16 protein-coding genes are annotated in these 17,570 nt (G+C 65.9%); 11 read left to right on the plus strand and 5 right to left on the minus strand.

Translation table 11 applies throughout. The features are described from left to right. The first annotated feature begins 36 nt into the window (after nt 1-36). Together ligD and ACFJGT_RS12200 are read left to right on the plus strand one after the other, a co-directional pair. Nucleotides 37-2,655 (plus strand): DNA ligase D, encoded by a 2,619-nt coding sequence (ligD, locus tag ACFJGT_RS12195; protein ID WP_377848761.1) that lies wholly within the window; start codon nt 37-39, stop codon nt 2,653-2,655. A gap of 63 nt (nt 2,656-2,718) precedes the next feature. Continuing rightward, on the plus strand, nt 2,719-3,504 hold the full coding sequence (locus ACFJGT_RS12200) for a Ku protein (RefSeq protein ID WP_377848762.1): 786 nt from the start codon (nt 2,719-2,721) through the stop codon (nt 3,502-3,504). Here ACFJGT_RS12200 and ACFJGT_RS12205 read toward each other — a convergent pair whose 3' ends face one another. Continuing rightward, nucleotides 3,505-4,371, minus strand: coding sequence for a Ku protein (locus ACFJGT_RS12205; RefSeq protein ID WP_377848763.1), 867 nt, complete (start codon nt 4,369-4,371; stop codon nt 3,505-3,507). Nucleotides 4,372-4,623: 252 nt separating this feature from the next. Between ACFJGT_RS12205 and ACFJGT_RS12210 the strand changes: the two genes are divergently transcribed. The 5 genes from ACFJGT_RS12210 to ACFJGT_RS12230 all read left to right on the plus strand — a co-directional run bounded on the left by ACFJGT_RS12210 (nt 4,624) and on the right by ACFJGT_RS12230 (nt 8,095). After that, complete coding sequence (locus ACFJGT_RS12210) at nt 4,624-4,923, plus strand: PepSY domain-containing protein (protein ID WP_377848764.1); 300 nt, start codon at nt 4,624-4,626, stop codon at nt 4,921-4,923. Between the two features lie 34 nt (nt 4,924-4,957). Then, a complete protein-coding gene (locus tag ACFJGT_RS12215; protein ID WP_377848765.1) occupies nt 4,958-5,494 on the plus strand; it encodes a hypothetical protein in 537 nt (178 codons plus the stop codon). Nucleotides 5,495-5,555: 61 nt separating this feature from the next. Continuing rightward, the gene (locus ACFJGT_RS12220) at nt 5,556-5,690 is read left to right on the plus strand and encodes an SDR family oxidoreductase (RefSeq protein ID WP_377848974.1); all 135 of its coding nucleotides are present in this window, start codon (nt 5,556-5,558) and stop codon (nt 5,688-5,690) included. A gap of 232 nt (nt 5,691-5,922) precedes the next feature. Beyond that, the gene (locus ACFJGT_RS12225) at nt 5,923-7,383 is read left to right on the plus strand and encodes an amidase (protein WP_377848766.1); all 1,461 of its coding nucleotides are present in this window, start codon (nt 5,923-5,925) and stop codon (nt 7,381-7,383) included. A 169-nt stretch (nt 7,384-7,552) separates the two neighbouring features. Further along, nucleotides 7,553-8,095 carry an ureidoglycolate lyase gene (locus ACFJGT_RS12230; RefSeq protein ID WP_377848767.1) on the plus strand — a complete coding sequence of 181 codons (543 nt, stop codon included), beginning with the start codon at nt 7,553-7,555 and terminating at the stop codon, nt 8,093-8,095. Between the two features lie 7 nt (nt 8,096-8,102). On the opposite strand, the gene ACFJGT_RS12235 is transcribed toward ACFJGT_RS12230, so the two are convergent. Genes ACFJGT_RS12235 through ACFJGT_RS12245 form a run of 3 tightly spaced genes read right to left on the minus strand, consistent with a single transcriptional unit; the run spans nt 8,103 to nt 10,975 of the window. Then, nucleotides 8,103-9,407: a TRAP transporter large permease gene (locus ACFJGT_RS12235; protein WP_377848768.1), complete on the minus strand. Its 1,305-nt coding sequence runs from the start codon at nt 9,405-9,407 to the stop codon at nt 8,103-8,105. Nucleotides 9,408-9,416: 9 nt separating this feature from the next. Next, a complete protein-coding gene (locus ACFJGT_RS12240; protein ID WP_377848769.1) occupies nt 9,417-9,938 on the minus strand; it encodes a TRAP transporter small permease in 522 nt (173 codons plus the stop codon). 50 nt (nt 9,939-9,988) lie between these two features. Continuing rightward, complete coding sequence (locus tag ACFJGT_RS12245; protein WP_377848770.1) at nt 9,989-10,975, minus strand: TRAP transporter substrate-binding protein; 987 nt, start codon at nt 10,973-10,975, stop codon at nt 9,989-9,991. A gap of 204 nt (nt 10,976-11,179) precedes the next feature. Here ACFJGT_RS12245 and ACFJGT_RS12250 point away from each other — a divergent pair, with 204 nt between their 5' ends. From ACFJGT_RS12250 to ACFJGT_RS12265, 4 genes are all read left to right on the plus strand, one after another. After that, the gene (locus tag ACFJGT_RS12250; RefSeq protein WP_377848771.1) at nt 11,180-12,091 is read left to right on the plus strand and encodes a LysR family transcriptional regulator; all 912 of its coding nucleotides are present in this window, start codon (nt 11,180-11,182) and stop codon (nt 12,089-12,091) included. A gap of 121 nt (nt 12,092-12,212) precedes the next feature. Next, complete coding sequence (locus tag ACFJGT_RS12255) at nt 12,213-14,339, plus strand: hydantoinase/oxoprolinase family protein (RefSeq protein WP_377848772.1); 2,127 nt, start codon at nt 12,213-12,215, stop codon at nt 14,337-14,339. Next, entirely contained in the window at nt 14,332-16,041 is a 1,710-nt protein-coding gene (locus ACFJGT_RS12260; RefSeq protein ID WP_377848773.1) for a hydantoinase B/oxoprolinase family protein, read from the plus strand. Before ACFJGT_RS12255 ends, ACFJGT_RS12260 begins: the two co-directional genes overlap by 8 nt. A 160-nt stretch (nt 16,042-16,201) precedes the next feature. Further along, the gene (locus ACFJGT_RS12265) at nt 16,202-17,017 is read left to right on the plus strand and encodes an NAD-dependent epimerase/dehydratase family protein (protein WP_377848774.1); all 816 of its coding nucleotides are present in this window, start codon (nt 16,202-16,204) and stop codon (nt 17,015-17,017) included. A gap of 127 nt (nt 17,018-17,144) precedes the next feature. Here ACFJGT_RS12265 and ACFJGT_RS12270 read toward each other — a convergent pair whose 3' ends face one another. Next, on the minus strand, nt 17,145-17,429 hold the full coding sequence (locus ACFJGT_RS12270; RefSeq protein WP_377848775.1) for a hypothetical protein: 285 nt from the start codon (nt 17,427-17,429) through the stop codon (nt 17,145-17,147). Between the last annotated feature and the right edge of the window lie 141 nt (nt 17,430-17,570).

The following is a 17,570-nucleotide window of genomic DNA, read 5'->3' on the forward strand; positions in this document are numbered from 1 at the left end:
GCCTTCTCTCCGCGAAGTCGCATTGGAAGGTGTTCCGTGGAAAAGCTGAAGACCTATCGCGCCAAGCGCGATTTCCGGAAGACGAAGGAGCCGAACGACGCGAGCGCGGTCGCTCCATCGAACCGCCTGCGCTTCGTCATCCAGAAGCATGATGCGACACGGCTGCACTACGACCTGCGCCTGGAACTGGATGGCGTCTTCAAATCCTGGGCGGTGACCAGGGGGCCGTCGCTCGATCCCGCCGACAAGCGCCTCGCCGTCGAAGTCGAGGACCATCCGCTTGCCTATGGCGATTTCGAGGGGACGATCCCCAAGGGCCAATATGGTGGTGGCACGGTTCAACTCTGGGACCGGGGCTATTGGGAGCCGGAGGGCAAGCTCAGTCCGCAGCGACAGCTCGAAAAGGGCGACCTCAAGTTCACGCTCGACGGCAAGCGGCTGCAGGGCAGCTTCGTCTTGGTGCGCATGAAGCACGACCGCGACGGCGGCAAGCGCACCAACTGGCTTCTGATCAAGCATCGCGACGACCATGCGGTCGCTTCCGATGGCGATGCAGTCTTGGAGGCTGACGCCTCGGTGGCCTCGGGCCGGACGATGAAAGCCATCGCTGCTGGGCGCGGCCGCTCGCCCGAGCCCTTCCTGCTGGCAGAGCAGGCGGTCGACGCCGATGCGGTCTGGGACAGCAAGGAAGGCTTGGCGGCCGAAGCACGGGCCGAAAAGCCGGCACCGAAACAGACGAAAGGCCGGACCTCGAAAGCAGGCCCCGCGACCGCGGCCGATCTGCCGGGCTTCGTCCCGCCTCAGCTTTGCCGGAGCGTGGAGCGGCCACCGGCAGGCAGCGGCTGGCTACATGAGATCAAGTTCGACGGCTATCGCATCCAGGCGCGTGTCGCTGGCGGCAAGGTCACACTGAAGACGCGCAAGGGGCTCGACTGGACGAGAAGGTTCGGGGCCGTGGCCCAGGCGTTCAAGAGCCTGCCGGACTGCATCGTCGACGGCGAGATCGTCGCGCTCGACGACCATGGCGCGCCGGATTTCGCCGCGTTGCAGGCAGCGTTATCCGAGGAGAAAACCGAAAACCTCGTCTTCTTCGCCTTCGACCTGCTGTTCCTCGACGGCGAGGATTGGCGCGAGCGGCCTCTCCTCGCCCGCAAGCAAAGGCTGGAGGCGCTGCTGAGTGACGCGGCCGATGGCATCACGCTGCGCTATGTCGAGCATTTCGAGACCGGCGGCGATGCGGTGCTGAAATCCGCCTGTCGCCTGTCGCTGGAGGGCATAGTTTCGAAGCGCGGCGATGCGCCTTATGTCTCCGGCCGCAGCGACGGCTGGACCAAGGCGAAATGCCGCGCCGGCCATGAGGTCGTCATCGGCGGCTGGGCCACCACGGCCGGTAAATTCCGCTCGCTGCTCGTCGGCGTCCATCGCGGTCCGCATTTCATTTATATCGGCCGGGTCGGCACCGGTTACGGCGCGGCCAAGGTCGAGAAGCTGCTGCCACGCCTGAAAGAACATGAAGCCAAGACCTCGCCCTTCACCGGCAAGGGCGCGCCCCGGGGAGCGCCGAGTGTGCATTGGGTCGAGCCCATCCTCGTCGCCGAGATCGCATTCGCGGGCTGGACCGGCGACGGCATGGTCCGGCAGGCCGCCTTCAAGGGCTTGCGGGAGGACAAGCCGGCGGCCGAGGTCGAGACCGAGTTGCCGGCGCCCCCCACGGAAACCGCACCCCCGAAGCCGGCGCCGGCCCGCAGCGGGCGTGTCGAGGTGCTCGGCGTGCCCTTGTCCAAGCCCGATAAGCCGCTCTGGCCCGATGCCGAGGACGGCAAACCCGCCACGAAGCTCGATCTCGCGCATTATTTCGAGACAGTCGGGGCGTGGCTGCTGCCGCATATCAAGGGTCGGCCCTGCTCGCTGCTCAGGGCGCCCGACGGGATCGAGGGCGAAATCTTCTTCCAGCGCCATGCCGGCCTCGGCACCTCCAGCCTGTTCGAGCTCGTCAAGATTTCCGGCGACAAGAAATCCTATCTCCAGATCGACCGGATCGAAGCATTGATCGCCGCGGCCCAGATCGGCGGGATCGAACTGCATCCGTGGAACTGCCGGCCCGGCGAGCCGGAGGTTCCCGGTCGACTGGTCTTCGACCTCGATCCGGGACCGGATGTGTCCTTCGACGCAGTGATCGCGGCAGCCAAGGCGATGAAGGAGCGGCTCGATGCACTGGGCCTCGTCAGCTTCTGCAAGACCACCGGCGGCAAGGGTCTCCATGTCGTGACGCCGCTGGCGAAGCCCCGCCGTGGCGGCCCCGACTGGCCGGCAGCCAAGGATTTCGCGCGCCGCGTCTGTGCGGAGATCGCGGCCGACCAGCCAGAGCGCTATGTCGTCAACATGGCCAAGCGCCTGCGCAAGGGGCGCATCTTCCTCGATTACCTTCGCAACGACCGCATGGCGACGGCGGTCTCGCCATTGTCTCCGCGCGCGAGACCCGGCGCGCATGCTTCGATGCCGCTGACCTGGTCGCAGGTGAGGACGGGGCTCGATCCCGCCAGCTACACCATCCGCACGGTTCCGAAGCTCCTCGCAGCGAGCAAGGCCTGGGCGGACTATGACGAAGCCGAGCGGCCTCTCGCGGATGCGATCAAAAAGCTCGAACGGTCCTGACCCGCCGCCAGACCGGAACGGATCGGCGGCCGATGCGTTTCGCGTCCGATCGGAGAACCGTCCATGGCCCAGCGGACATTCTGGAAAGGCTATCTCAAGCTCTCGCTCGTGACCTGCCCGGTCGCGATGATGCCGGCGCGCTCCGAGAGCGAGAAGGTCCGCTTCCATACGCTCAATCGCACGACCGGCCACCGCATCCAGAGCCGCTTCGTCGATGCCGTCACCGGCAAGCCGGTCGCCGATGCCGATGAGGTCAAGGGCTATCCCAAGGGCGACGACGACTATGTCATGCTGGAGGATGACGAGCTCGACGCCGTCGCCCTGGAGAGTACGCGGACGATCGATATCGAGCTGTTCGCGCCGCGCTCCTCCGTTGGCTGGATCTGGTACGACACGCCGCATTATCTCGTGCCGGACGGCAAGATCGGCGACGAGGCGTTTTCGGTCATCCGCGAGGCGATGAAGGCGACCAAGACGGTCGGCATCTCCCGCGTCGTCCTCTACCGGCGCGAACGGGCCGTGCTGCTGGAGCCGCGCGACAGAGGCATCGTGCTATGGACGTTGCGCTATGGCGACGAGGTTCGCGACGAGAAGGACTACTTCTCGGATATCAGGAAGGCGAAACCCGAGCCCGACATGCGCGCGCTCATGGAGAAGCTGATCACCTCGCGCACCAAGGACTGGTCGCCGGAGCTCGCGCAGGATCCCGTCCAGGACGAGTTGCTGGACCTCATCAAGGCCAAGCAGAAGGGCCGTAAGCCGGCCAAAAAGGCCAGCCCGGCCGCCAACGAGGATAATGTCGTCAGCATCATGGATGCGCTCAAGCGCAGCCTCGAACCGCGGAAGTGATCAGCCTGCCTTGCTTCGCGGTTCGGCCTTAGCCGCCGTCTTGCGGGAGGATTTGCGCTTCGCCGCCGCCTTGTCGGCCGATGTGCCGTTTTGTCCGGTCTTGGCACTCTGCCGGAGAGCATCGAGCAGATTGACGACCTTCGCCGGCTCCTTGCGCTTCACCGGTTTGATCTTGCGGCCTTCGATCTTCGCCTTGACCAGCTCGGCCAGCGCATTCTCGTAACGGTCTTCGAAGGCCTTGGGGTCGAAGCGGCCGGCCTTGGTGCGGATGATGTGCTCGGCGAGTTCCAGCATCTCGCCCTCGATCTTCAGCTTCGGGATATCGTCGAAGGCGCTCTCCACCGGACGCACCTCGTAGTCGAAATTGAGCGTCGTCGCGATCATCCCGGCATCGTGCGGCCGGATCAGGATCGAGCGCATCCTCCGGAAGATCACGGTGCGCGCCAGGGCCGCAGCCTCGCGGCTCGCCATGACGTCGCGGATCAGAGCGAAGGCCTCGGCCGCGACCGGCGTGCTCGGCATCACATAATAGGGCCGGTCGAAGAAGAGATCGTCGATCTCGTCGCAAGGCAGGAAGGTGGCGACATCGAGGGTCTTGTCGCTCTCAGGGATAGCCTCGGCGATTTCATCGGGCTCCAGCACGATGTAGTCGCCATCGCCGCGATCATAGCCCTTGACCTGATCGTCCTTCTCGACCGGCTTGCCCGTGACCTCGTCGACGAACTGGCGATGGACGCGATTGCCGGTCTTGCGGTTCAGCATGTGAAAGGAGATGCGCTCACTGGTCGAGGCAGCGGTGTAGAGCGCCACCGGGCAAGTGACTTCAGCGACCCTGAGGACGCCTTTCCAGATTGCTCGCGGCGCCATGTCGCCTCTCAATATGTGTGTTCGCGGTCCAACAACAGACTCCGTGAACATCGTCGCGCTTCGGATGTTCCGCCGGCATCTGAGCCCTTTCACGGGCCAGTCTCAGCCGCCACGTCTCCAACAATCCAGCCACATCAATTTCTTCGTCGGCAGGTCCGGGAAGCGCCAGCGAGCTTGGAACAGAATCACACTGCGGGCCGTTCGATTCACATTCAGCGGCCTCGAGCCGCTCCCCATCAGGAGTGTCGGACAATGAAAACAACAATCCTCGTTTCGCTCGTCGCAGCTACGATTTCGTTCGGAGCGATCGCTCAGACGAGCACCACGTCTCCCATGCCGGCGCCGAAGGCCGACGCCGACAAGAACGCCCCGTTGCCCGGCGCCAACAGCTTCACCGAGGGCCAGGCCAAGAGCCGCCTCGAAGCCAACGGCTATTCCAGTGTCGGCGCTCTGAAGAAGGACGACAACGGCGTCTGGAAGGGCAAGGCCACGCATGCCGGCGCGCAGGTCAATGTCTCCGTCGACTATCGCGGCAACATCACCCGCAACTGATCTCGACCCTTAAGCCCAACTCTTGGAGGCAAATATGACCCGCACCCTGACCCGTACCTATGACAACTACGAAACGGCCCGCTCGGTGGTCGAGCAGCTTGAGGCTGCAGGCGTTTCCAGCAACGACATCAGTGTTGTCAGCAGCGCCGGTCCGTCTGATGAGACGAATGCCACGGAGGGCGCCAGCATCGGCGCTGGCATCGGCGGCGCCGCCGGCCTCCTTGCCGGCATCGGCATGCTCGCGATCCCCGGCGTCGGTCCGGTCGTCGCGGCCGGCTGGCTCGCGTCGACCGCAGCGGGCGCCGTCGCGGGTGCCGCGGCCGGCGGCCTCGTCGGCTCCTTCGTGAAGGAAGGTCACGACAAGGACGAAGCGGATTACTATGCCGAGACGGTTCGCCGCGGCGGCTCTGTCGTTTCCGTCCGCACCGAGCCCGAGCATGAAGCCACGGTTCAGGCTATCCTCGACGGGGCCACACCGATCGATCGGACAACGCGCGAAGCTGAGTATCGCGCCAGCGGCTGGGAGCGCTTCGACGAGACCGCGGGTCCTTATCGCCCGCCTGTCGTGTGATCGCTCCGACACAGAACACCGTGATCGAGGCCCCGTCAGCTTGGCTGGCGGGGCCTTTGTCTTGAGCGGGCGAGGCGCCCATCCCAGCGAAATCGCCGTCGCCGCGGTTTGGTTGAGCTCGTCCCAGGCGAGCTATGTTTTCGGCCAGATGAAGGTCGTCGACGGCGGCATGACCATCGGTGACTTCGAGTCCTGAGACGCGACGAGCAGTATGCATCCCTGTGATCCAGGGCAATCTCATATCGGCCCCGCAAGGCGACAGGGTTTGTCCCCATCGCACAACAGTCTGCCGCATCGCGCGGCAGGCTTATTTTTTGACGAAAGCCGTTCATCTCAGCACGATGGACTACGCCGACTCTTCGGCGCCTGGGCGTCCCTCGCAGGGCTCAGGACAGAATCCGCCAAAGCCTTGGTTAGAGGTGCTCACGATGAATGAAAGCGTTCCCGCTGCGCGCGTGCTTCCCGAACTCTGCTCGTTCGGCGCCGTCGCGCTGGCGGAGCTGATCCGCCGGCGCGATGTGAGTGCGGTCGAGGTGATGAGAACCCATCTCGACCACATCGAGCGCGTGAACCCGGCCGTCAACGCGATCATCTCGCTTCGGCCTCGGGACGAGCTTCTGGCGGAAGCGCGGAAAGCCGACGAGGCGCTGGCTCGGGGGGATACGGTCAGCCCCCTGCACGGCGTCCCCCAGGCGATCAAGGATCTCGCGCTGACGAAGGGCCTCCGGACGACGTTCGGCTCGCATCTCTTCGCCGATTTCGTGCCCGACCAGGACGCCATCATCGTCGAGCGCATGCGGGCCGCCGGCGCCCTGATCATCGGCAAGACCAACGTCCCCGAATACGGCTACGGCTCGAACTCGTACAATCCGATCTTCGGCCTCACGCGCAATGCCTATGATCAGTCCAGGGTGGGAGGCGGGTCCAGCGGCGGTGCAGCCGTCGCACTGGCCTTGCGGATGCTGTCTGTCGCAGATGGCGGCGATATGGGCGGCTCCCTCCGCAACCCGGCCGCCTTCAACAACGTGTTCGGCTTCCGCCCCTCCCAGGGCCTCGTTCCGGCCGAAACGCTGGATCCGTTTTACGGACAGATGGCTGTCGAGGGCCCGATGGGTCGCTCGATCGACGACGTCGCCATGCTGCTGTCGGTGCAGGCGGGCTCCGATCCGCGGGCGCCGCTCTCCTATGACGACCCGAGGCTGACGCAATGGCGCAGCCTTCGCCAGACGCTCGCAGGCGTGCGTTTCGGCTGGCTCGGCGATCTCGGCGGCCATCTGCCGTTCGAGCCGGGCGTCCTGGAACTCTGCCAGGAGGCCTCCCGGCTCCTTGAGGCCGCCGGCGGACAGGTCGAGCCCGCGACGATCGCGTTCGACCCCGAGCGCCTCTGGCAAGCCTGGGTGACCCTGCGCAGCCACAGCATCAGCGGCCGGCACCAGAACGACTACGGCAATCCCGAGACGCGGCGCCTCCTCAACCCGCAAACGATCTGGGAAATCGAGAACGGCCAGAGCCGGAGCGGGCTCGCCGTCTACGAGGCCGGCCTCGCGCGCGGCGCCTGGCACAAGGCCCTGCTCCGGGCTTTCGAGCGTTTCGATTTCCTGTTGCTGCCCTCGGCACAGGTCTTCCCCTTCGAGGCGGAAACCCGCTGGCCGACCGAGATCGCCGGCCGCAGGATGGACAGCTATCATCGCTGGATGGAGGTCGTCATAGGGCCGACCTTCGCGGGCGCTCCCGCCGTCAGCGTCCCGGCGGGCTTCAACGAGGCTGGATTGCCGATGGGGTTGCAGATCATCGCGGCGCCGCGCCGGGATGCCGACCTGCTGGCCGTGGCCTCCCTCTATGAGAAGCTCTGCCCCTGGCTTAGCCGGTTGCCTGCCCTGCTCTCGTAGCGCGCTGCACGCGGCTGACGCGATTCACACCGCATCATCGTGCGGGCCGGGCCTGAAAGCTCCGGCGCTCGCGGGAGATCAGATGCCTCGACAGATGGCGACGGCCTGCGCCAGAACGGAAACATGAGAAGCGGTTCTCCGCCTCGCCTGCCTCGGAGAGAGTTCGGCAATGACATCAGGCCATCAGATCGCGCACGGGCTTGCCTCCCCTCGCCCGCTGCGCGTCGCTCCGGTCACGAAGGCAGCCTTCGAACCCTTCGGCTGGCTCGTGGAAACCGGCGAAGCCGGCCGGGACGCGAACAATGGAACGGCGCGCCGGCACGACATCCACGCGCATGCCGCCGCCGATGTCCGGCCGGGCTCCAGGTTCGTCACCTCGATCTTCGAGGCGCGAGAGCAGCCGCCGACCACCGCGATCGCGATGCTCGAGCGGCATGTGAATTCGGTTCAACTCATCATGCCGCTCAGTGGCGCCGGCCACATGGTCAGCGTCAGCCAGAGCAATGCGGACGGCACGCCCGACCTCTCGACCCTCACCGCCTTCTCGTTCTCAGCGGCCCAGGGCATGATCTATCGCCGCGGGCTCTGGCACCATCCGATCATGGCGACCGGCGCCGATGCGCGCTTTCTCGTCCAGTCCTGGCAGGACGGTTCCGCCGCCGATTGCGAGATCCTCGCCATCGCGACGAGGACGCTGGCTCCGGGCGCTTAAGCCCGGATCATCCCGCCATCATCTTCGGCAGGATGGTGACGATCTGCGGGAACACCGTGATCAGCACCAGCAGCAGCATCAGCACGAAGAAATAGGGGATCGCAGCCTTCGTCACGGCGAGGATGTCCTTGCCGGTGATGCTCTGCAGCACGAACAGGTTGAACCCGACCGGCGGGGTGATCTGCGCGGCCTCGATCAGGATCACCACGAAGATGCCGAACCACAGCAGGTCGATGCCCGCCGCCTGCACCATCGGCAGCATCACCGACGAGGTCAGCACGATGATCGAGATGCCCTCGAGGAAGCAGCCGAGGATCAGCATGAACACGGCGAGCACCGCCAGCAGCGCATAGGGCGAGAGATGCATCGCATCGACCCAGCTCGCCAGCGAACGGGGAATATCGACGAAGGCCACCGCGATGGTCAGGCAGGCTGCGCAGGCGATGATGAAGGAGATCATGCAGGAGGTCCGCATGGCCGCCATCAGCCCGTCCATGAAGCTCGCGCGCGTCAGCCCGCCGCCGACCGCCGCCAGGATCAGCGCTCCGATCACGCCGATCGTCGCGGCCTCGGTCGGGGTGGCGATGCCGCCATAGATCGAGCCGACCACCGAGCCGATCAGCAGGGCGACCGGGATCAGCCGGCGCGAACGATAGATCTTCTCCAGGAACGGCACCGGCGGCTCGGCCGGCGGCATCTTGTCGGGGTTGAGCAGGCTCCAGATCGCCGTGTAGCCCATGAACAGCGCCATCAGCAGGATGCCAGGCAGGACGCCGGCGATGAACAGCCGCGCGATCGAGACCTCGGCCGTCACGCCATAGACGATCATGATGATCGAGGGCGGGATCAGCAGGCCGAGCGTGCCGGAGCCGGCCAGCGTGCCGATGGTCATGTTGAGCGGATAGCCACGCTTCTCCAGCTCCGGCACGCTGATCCGCCCGATCGTGGCGCAGGTCACGGCCGATGAGCCGGCGACCGCCGCCATGATGCCGCAGCCCAGCACGTTGACGTGGAGCAGCCGGCCCGGCAGCCGCGACACCCAGGGCGCCAGGCCCTGGAACATGTCCGACGACAGCTTCGAGCGGAACAGGATCTCGCCCATCCAGATGAAGAGCGGCAGCGAGGTCAGCGCCCAGCCCCAGCTCGAATCCCAGAGCGTGGAGGCGATCAGCGAGCCCATCGGCGCCGTGGTGAAGAGCCCCATCATCACCATGCCGACGGTCAGCAGCGAGAGCGCGACCCAGACGCCGCTGGCGAGCAGCAGGAGAAGCGAGCCGGCGAGCACCAGCGAGGCGAGAACGATCGTGTCCATCATCGGCCCCTATGCCACCGGCCTGTCGAGCTCGATCTCGTCGGGCGCCTCGTAGCGCGGCTTGCCGCCGGTCAGGAGCCAGACGAGTTCGTCGAGGAAGGCGATCGCCAGGGCGGCGATGCCGATGGCGACGCCGGTCTGCGGAATCCAGAACGGCATGGCCAGCAGGCCCGGACTGACGTCGTTGAATTCGCGCGATTGCAGCGCGAGCGACGCCACATGCCAGGCGAGAAACGAAACGACCACAGTGCCGAGCAGGCAGTTGAAGATCTCGACCCCGCGCCGCCAGCTCTTCGGCAGGCGGTCGACGATCAGGTTGATCCGGACATGTCCACCGCGCCGGAAGGTGTGGGCCAGGCCGAAGAAGGTCGAAGCTGCAAGACACAGCCCCGCCGCCTCGGTGGCGTCGAGGGTGACGCCGCGCATGCGCGAGACGATCTGGGCGACGATGGCCAGCCCGATGCCGACCATGAAGGCGGCGGCAACATAGCCGCACGCCTCATAGAACCTGTCGAGAACGCCTCGTATCACCGGTCACTCCGCTGGCCATGGGTCTTGGAAAGGTGGCGGACGGAAGCCGGTTACTTCAGGCTCTTCTGATAGGCGTCGTAGACGGCCTTCTCCTCGGCCGTGGCGGTGCCGAGCCAGTCGGCGACCATGCCCTTGCCGGCCACCTCGATCGCGTCGAGGATGTCCTTCGGTGACTGGGCGATCGCCACGCCATGGCTCTTGAGCACGCCCTCGCGCTCTTCGGCCGCCTTCTTGGACAAGTCCCAGCCGCGCTTGGTGGCAGCCTCGCCGGCTTCGGTCACGACCTTCTGCGTGGCCGCGTCGAGCTGGCGGAAGGCGCGCTCGTTGACGAGGATCGCGTTCTTGTTGTGCATCGTGCCGGTATAGGTGAAGTTCTTGACGTAATCCCAGATCTGGACGTCCGTGCCGGTCTGCGCGCTGGTCCAGAGCGACTGGATCATGCCGGTCGAGAAGGCCTGCGGCACTTCGGCGAAGGGCAGGATCAGAGCTTCCATGCCGAGCTTCTCGCCCATGATCTGGGTCTGCTTCGAATAGATGCGCAGCTTCTGGCCCTTGAGGTCGGCGAGGCCCTTCAACGGCGCCTTGGTGTAGAAGCCCTGGCCCGGCCAGGCGACATAGGTGATGGCGCGCATGCCGTTCTTCTTGAACAGCGCGTCGAAGAACGGCGCCTGGGCCTCGGTCAGCTTGGTCGCCTGGTCATAGGTCGTGGCGACGCCGGGGATGTTGTCGAGATTGTACATCGCGCCTTCGTTGCCGTAGACGCCGAGGCGGATCTCGCCGATCTGGATCTGGCCGGACTGGACGGCGCGCTTGACGGCGTCGAGCTTGATCAGGCTGTCGTTCGAGCGCAGGTCGATCTTGAGCTTGCCGCCGCTCTTCTCCTCGATCTCCTTGATCATCTGCCGAATGTTCTGGGTGAAGAAGCTGCTCTCGGGATAGCCCGAGGCCATGGTCCAGCTCGTCTGGGCGATGGCGGGAGCGGCAAGCCCGAAGCTCATGGCAAGGGCGGCGGAGACGATCAAAGCTCTGCGGTTCATGGTTCCCCTCGTTTTTATCCCGCTGCGGAGAGAGCCGCGCAGGTTTCAGGAGCCGAGCCGTGCCGAAGCCCGATCGACGGCTAACGGTCAGTCGAGCGCGTTATCGCGATAGCAGCCAATTGAATTTTGCTGTTTTCGCGATGCATTTTCTTTATCGATCATAGGCCGCGCCGTTCGCTCGCGCGGTTGGGCCGGACATGGACAATGCCGAACTGGACGCTGAAGCAGCTCGAGAGCTTTGTCTGGGTGGCCAAGCTTGGCAGTTTCCGGGCGACGGCCGAGCGCCTGAACACGACCCAGCCCAATATCTCCGTGCGCATCTCGCAGCTCGAATCCGTGCTCGGCGTCCGGCTGTTCCATCGCGATTCCGGATCGGTCGCCCTGACGCCGATCGGCCATTCGCTGCTGGGGCAGGCCGAGCGCGTGCTGCAGGCTTCCGAGGAATTCTCGCAGCAATCGATCCGCTCCGACCAGCAGATCGGCATCCTCAGGCTGGGCGTCGCCGAGCTCATCGCCCAGACCTGGCTGCGCGACTACCTGCTCGACCTCAGGCAGGTCTTCCCGAATGTCGATGTCGAGCTCAGGGTCGATCTGACGATCAACCTGCGCGAGGAGCTGGTGTCGCGGTCGCTCGACCTGTGCCTGCTCAACGGCCCGATCTCGAACTTCAACATCACCAATGTCGACCTCGGTTCCGTGCCCTATCTCTGGGTGGCCTCGCCACGGCTTGGGCTCACCGGCTCCGACCTTGCAACGATGGCCTCGCATACGATCCTGACCCATGCGCGCAATACGCGCCATTTCGTCGAGCTATCCGCGCATTTTCGCGACAACTGGGAAAGGCCGGTCCGGATCGTGCCGTCGAGCAGCCTCGCAGCCAGCCTGCAGATGACCCTCGATGGCCTCGGCATCGCACCGATGTCGCGGACGCTGGTGGAAAAATTTCTCGAAACCGGAGAGCTGGTGGAGTTCCCCTATGAATGGAAACCCAGCGCGCTGGTCTTCACCGCCTCCTACGCCCACACCCCGGCCAGCTTCCTGCTCAAGCGGGCGGCCGAGCTCGCTGGCGAAAGAGCAGCGCGGCACGATCAGGGCGATGCGCGGGGGGCCGCGTAAACCGCCGGGCGTTGATGGCGGCGATAAAGATCCTCTATCGAATAACATAGAAAATAATAATTCGACGACATCGGCGGCCCGGCCCATCTTCCGCCTCTCAGACAACGGAGGCGCGTAAGCCATGTCCATTCTCGGGGCCCGCCTGGGCGTCGATATCGGGGGAACCTTCACCGACGTCGTGCTGGAGCAGGACGGCGAGCGGTTCTCGACCAAGGTGCTGACCACCTATGCCGCACCCGAGGATGCGATCATCGAGGGCATGCACCGCGTCTGCGACAAGGCCGGCATCGCAGCCTCCACGATCGGGCAGATCATCCATGGCACCACGCTGGCGACCAATGCGCTGATCGAGCGGCGCGGCGCCAAGACCGCGCTCGTCACCACCGAGGGCTTCCGCGACGTCATCGAGATGCGGACAGAGAGCCGCTTCGAGCAATATGACCTTAACCTGACCCTGCCGGAGCCGCTCCTGCCGCGCAACCGCCGCTACACGGTCAGGGAGCGCATGGATGCGCGCGGCAATGTCCTGATCCCGCTCGATCGCGCCGCCGTCGAGGCACTGGTCGATGAACTGCGCGAAGCCGGCTACGAGAGCGTCGCGGTCGGCCTGCTGCATTCCTATGTCAACGATGCCCATGAGCGCCTGATCCAGGAGGTTCTGACCGAGCGCCTGCCGGGCGCGATGGTCTCGCTCTCCTCCGAAGTCTCGCCGCAGATGCGCGAATACGAGCGCTTCAACACGACGATCGCCAACGCCTATATCAAGCCGCTGATGAAGAGCTATCTCGTCCGGCTGAAGGGGCGGCTCGCTGAGGAAGGCGCCTCCTGCCCGATCTTCCTGATGCATTCCGGCGGCGGCATCATCTCGCTCGAAAGCGCCTCGGAATTCCCGGTCCGCCTCGTCGAGTCCGGCCCCGCCGGCGGCGCCGTCTTCGCCGCCGACATCGCCGCGCGGCATGGGCTGAAGAAGGTGCTCTCCTTCGACATGGGCGGCACCACCGCAAAAATCTGCCTGATCAAGAACTATACGCCGAAGACCGCCCGCGTCTTCGAGGTCGCCCGGACCTATCGCTTCAAGAAGGGCTCCGGCATGCCGATCTCGATCCCCGTGATCGACATGGTCGAGATCGGCGCCGGCGGCGGCAGCCTCGCCCATGTCGACTCGATGAACCAGATCCGCGTCGGGCCGGAAAGCGCGGGCTCCGAGCCCGGCCCGGCCTGCTATGGCCGCGGCGGCAAGCGTCCGGCCGTGACCGATGCCGACGTCATCCTCGGCAAGATCGACCCGGATAACTTCGCGGCCGGCACGATCCCCCTCTTCGCCGACCAATCGGCTGCCGCGCTGACGAGCGAGATCGGCGGCAGGCTCGGCATGGACGCCCTGGAAAGCGCCTGGGGTGTGGCCGAAGTTGTCGACGAAAACATGGCCAATGCCGCCCGCGTCCACGCCGTCGAGAACGGCGAGGATCTGTCGGAATACACGATGATCGCCTTCGGCGGCGCCGCGCCGCTGCATGCCGGCCGCCTCTGCGAAAAGCTCGGCATTGCCCGTTGCCTCGTGCCGCCGGGCGCCGGCGTCGGCTCGGCCATCGGCTTCCTCAGGGCGCCGTTCAGCTTCGAGGCCAACCGGACTCTGTTTATGCGGCTCGCCCAGTTCGACACCGCGCGCGTCACGAAACTCTTCGGCGAGATGGAAGAGGAAGCGACGCGGGTGGTGCGCTCCTGCGGCTGGGACGGCGCGATCCAGGCCGAATACAAGATCTATATGCGCTATGCTGGCCAGGGCTGGGAAATCCCGGTCACGCTGACGCCGGAAGAGGCCAGCGCCGCCGACCCGGCTGTCATCCTCCAGCGCTTCGAACACGAATACGCCAACCTGTTCGGCCGCACGGTCAAGGGGCTCGCCGCCGAGATCACCGTCTGGTCGGTCAACGCGCATACGCCGCAGGAGGCCGTCGCCCCGGTGACGCCGGTCTCCCAGACTCGCGACGCGCCGGCGCAAGGCAGCCGATCCGTCTTCGATGCCGGCCTCGGCCGTCGCGTCGAGGCTGAAGCCCATGACCGCACCGCCCTGCCCGCCGGCAGCCGGATCAACGGTCCCGGTATCGTCACCGAGGACGAGACCACCATCATCCTGCCGTCGAGCCGCTTCGCCGTGACGCTGAACGACGGCTGCATCGATATCCGCCTTTCAGAAGCTGCACCCGCCGCCGCTATCGCTGCGCGGAAGGAGCCCGCCCATGTCTGAGATCTCCAAGGTCGCCTATCAGGTCATGTGGAACCGCCTGATCTCGGTCGTCGAGGAACAGGCGCAGGCGCTGATCCGCACATCGTTCTCGACATCGGTGCGCGAGGCCGGCGATCTCTCGGCCGGCGTCTACAACGACAAGGGCGAGATGCTGGCGCAGGCGGTGACCGGCACGCCCGGCCACGTCAACGCCATGGCCGATGCCGTCGCCCATTTCATCCGCCGTATCGGGCGCGAGAACATCGCCGAGGGCGATGTCTACATCACCAACAATCCCTGGGAAGGCACCGGCCACCTGCACGACATCACGGTCGTCAGCCCCTCCTTTCATCGAGGGCGCCATGTCGGCTTCTTCGCCTGCACCGCCCATATCGTCGATATCGGCGGGCGCGGCTTCGGCGCCGACGCCAACTCGGTCTACGAGGAAGGGCTGCATATCCCGATCATGAAATTCGCCGACCGCGGCACGGTCAACGAGACGCTGGTCATGATCATCCGCGGCAACGTCCGCGAGCCCGACCAGCTCGTCGGCGACGTCTATGCGCTCGCGACCTGCAACGAGATCGGCCATCGCCGGCTGATCGAGATGATGGTCGAGTTCAAGCTCGCTGATCTCGCCGGCATCTCCGATTTCATCCTGACCAATTCCCGCCAGGCGACGCTGGACAAGATCGCGGCCCTGCCGCGTGGCCAAGCCGAGGGCCATATGCGGATCGACGGTTACAGCCGGCCGATCGACCTCAGGGTGAAGATATTGATCGAGCCGGACGGCGTGCTCTGCGACTGGGCCGGCACCTCCGGCGTCGACAAGAACGGCATCAACGTGCCGCTGGTCTATACGAAGGCCTATACCTGCTACGCGCTCAAATGCGCGATCGCGCCGGAGATCCCGAACAACGCCGCCTCGCTGGAGCCCTTCCGCATCACGGCGCCGGAGCACACCATCGTCAACGCGGTCTGGCCGGCGCCGGTCGCGCTGCGCCACATCATCGGCCACATGGTGCCGGACACGATCTACGACGCGCTCGACAAGCTCCTGCCCGGCCTCGTCCCGGCCGAGGGCGCCGGCAGCCTGTGCAACTTCCAGGTCTCGCTCCGGCCGCGCAGCGACGGCCCGTGGCCGACGGACGCCGTGCGCGCCGAGGTTCTGACCTTCAACTCCGGCGGCTCGGGCGCACGACCTGCGCTCGACGGCATGAACGCCACCGCCTTCCCCTCCGGCGTGATGACGATGCCGGTCGAGGCGACCGAGCAGGTCGGCCCGGTCATCGTCTGGCGCAAGGAACTCCGGCCCGATTCCGGCGGCAAGGGCCAGCATCGCGGCGGCCTCGGCCAGCATATGGAGGTCGGCGCCTGGGAGGGCTACGAGTTCGACATCCAGGCGATGTTCGACCGCGTCCATCACCCTGCCCGCGGCCGGCGCGGCGGCGGCGGCGGCGCGCCGACGACCATCGCGCTCGATGACGGCACGGCGATGAAGGGCAAGGGCAAGCAGTTCGTCCCGCATGGCCGCAAGGTCGTGATGGCCTTCCCGGGTGGCGCCGGCTATGGCGCGCCGGCCGAAAGGGCCGCGAGCAGCGTGGAGCGCGATCTCGCCCTGGGCTATATCTCGGCAGAAGCCGCCCGCGCCGAGTATGGCCTGCCGGAGGACCGCGTCGCCGATGTGCTGACCACATCCCGGCGCGGTGAACTGCCTCGCTAGGGGGAAGGCTGCTCCGCGGTGGCCCGTACCCTGCGCAGTGCGGCCCAGCCGTGCTGCGGCTTGCCAACGATCGCCGGGCAATGCCTCACTACGTCCTCCGATAGGGACTGCCCGAGCGCAGCCACATAGCCGCGACGCGGCTGCCAGACGCGAGGACCGCATGCCGCATTACAACCGTATCCTGATTACGGGCGCGGCCGGGCGCCTGGGCTCGCAACTACGCGCCGGGCTTGCTCCGCTCGCGAAGGTGATCCGCCTCGCCGATCGCGAGCCTCTCGGCCCGCTCGCCGCCCATGAGGAAGAGGCGATCTTCGACCTCGCCGACATGGAGGCGACGATCGCCGCGACGGAAGGGTGCGATGCCATCGTCCATTTCGGGGGAGCGCCGACCGAACGCGAATGGCAGGTCATCCTGGATTCCAGTATCCGCGGCTCCTATCACGTCTACGAGGGCGCGCGGAAACACGGGGTCAAGCGCATCGTCTACGCCTCGTCAGTCCACGCGATCGGCTTCCATGAGATCGGAGCGCATATTTCGGTCGATGCGCCGGTCCGGCCCGATTGCCTCTATGGCGTCGGCAAGACCTTCGTCGAAAGCCTCAGCCGGCTCTACTGGGACAAGCACGGCATCGAGACGGCGTGCCTGCGCATCTTCTCCTCCTTCCCGGAGCCAGCCGATCGCCGGATGCTGTGGTCGTACTTGTCATTCGCCGATTGCGTGCGACTCGTCACGGCGTCGCTGACCGCACCGTTCGTCGGACATACGATCGCCTTCGGCACCTCCGACAACACGGTGAAGGCGGTAGACAACAGCGGCGCCGGCCATCTCGGCTATCGCCCGCAAGACAATTCGGAACCGTTCCGCACAAAAGTCGAAGCCGGCTACCCGGCGCTCGACCCGCTATCACCCTCAGGGCGCTATCTCGGTGGCAAGTTCTGCGAGATGTCGCACCCCGATGACAAAACGACAGCCTGACGATCAGCCCGCCTCGATCAGATGCGCCATCTGACGATGTGAATGGCCTCACGGCCGGCGAAGGGGTCTGGTTCCCCACCCGCGGATGCGCCGGGCCGCCCTGGCCTGGCGCATCCGCTTGAGGCTGTCAGGAACGACGTGATGGCTTTGCAAGGTCGACGATCTTAATCGTCCCGCTCGGCTTGCGTTCGCCCGCCGCCTCGTCCCGGATATCCACGGGATCCGAATGGTGTTTCTCGGCCGCCAGCCCCTCGGGATCGTTCGGCTCGTAGGGAGCATGCGGCCCGGTCGGATGAGCCGAGCGGGGATTGGGGCCGGCGCGGGTTTCGTTTTCGTCTCCCGGCTGCCCGGGCCGTCGGGCCGTGCCGTATGCGGCCGGGGCGTCGGTCGTTCGATCGGATTGCCTGGTCATTGATCCATCCTCCTGCGAGATGAACCAAAGCCGGCGAGCCGGGTTCCAGAACGGCTTCCCCGGAACGGCCTGCCCAGCTTCCGCTGAAACCCACCCCTTCGCCGGATGTCGTTCGCGGCCTCTGGGAACTCCGGCAACGCG

This window comes from Allobosea sp. UC22_33 (assembly GCF_042700715.1).
Lineage (GTDB): Bacteria > Pseudomonadota > Alphaproteobacteria > Rhizobiales > Beijerinckiaceae > Allobosea.

Bases quoted from the DNA above. Each gene is read 5' to 3' on its own strand.
- ACFJGT_RS12265 (WP_377848774.1), top strand. From the start codon at position 16,202: ATGCCGCATTACAACCGTATCCTGATTACGGGCGCGGCCGGGCGCCTG.
- ACFJGT_RS12235 (WP_377848768.1), bottom strand. From the start codon at position 9,407: ATGGACACGATCGTTCTCGCCTCGCTGGTGCTCGCCGGCTCGCTTCTC.
- ACFJGT_RS12225 (WP_377848766.1), top strand. From the start codon at position 5,923: ATGAATGAAAGCGTTCCCGCTGCGCGCGTGCTTCCCGAACTCTGCTCG.
- ACFJGT_RS12230 (WP_377848767.1), top strand. From the start codon at position 7,553: ATGACATCAGGCCATCAGATCGCGCACGGGCTTGCCTCCCCTCGCCCG.
- ACFJGT_RS12210 (WP_377848764.1), top strand. From the start codon at position 4,624: ATGAAAACAACAATCCTCGTTTCGCTCGTCGCAGCTACGATTTCGTTC.
- ACFJGT_RS12205 (WP_377848763.1), bottom strand. From the start codon at position 4,371: ATGGCGCCGCGAGCAATCTGGAAAGGCGTCCTCAGGGTCGCTGAAGTC.
- ACFJGT_RS12215 (WP_377848765.1), top strand. From the start codon at position 4,958: ATGACCCGCACCCTGACCCGTACCTATGACAACTACGAAACGGCCCGC.
- ACFJGT_RS12260 (WP_377848773.1), top strand. From the start codon at position 14,332: ATGTCTGAGATCTCCAAGGTCGCCTATCAGGTCATGTGGAACCGCCTG.
- ACFJGT_RS12200 (WP_377848762.1), top strand. From the start codon at position 2,719: ATGGCCCAGCGGACATTCTGGAAAGGCTATCTCAAGCTCTCGCTCGTG.
- ACFJGT_RS12250 (WP_377848771.1), top strand. From the start codon at position 11,180: ATGCCGAACTGGACGCTGAAGCAGCTCGAGAGCTTTGTCTGGGTGGCC.
- ACFJGT_RS12245 (WP_377848770.1), bottom strand. From the start codon at position 10,975: ATGAACCGCAGAGCTTTGATCGTCTCCGCCGCCCTTGCCATGAGCTTC.
- ACFJGT_RS12270 (WP_377848775.1), bottom strand. From the start codon at position 17,429: ATGACCAGGCAATCCGATCGAACGACCGACGCCCCGGCCGCATACGGC.
- ACFJGT_RS12255 (WP_377848772.1), top strand. From the start codon at position 12,213: ATGTCCATTCTCGGGGCCCGCCTGGGCGTCGATATCGGGGGAACCTTC.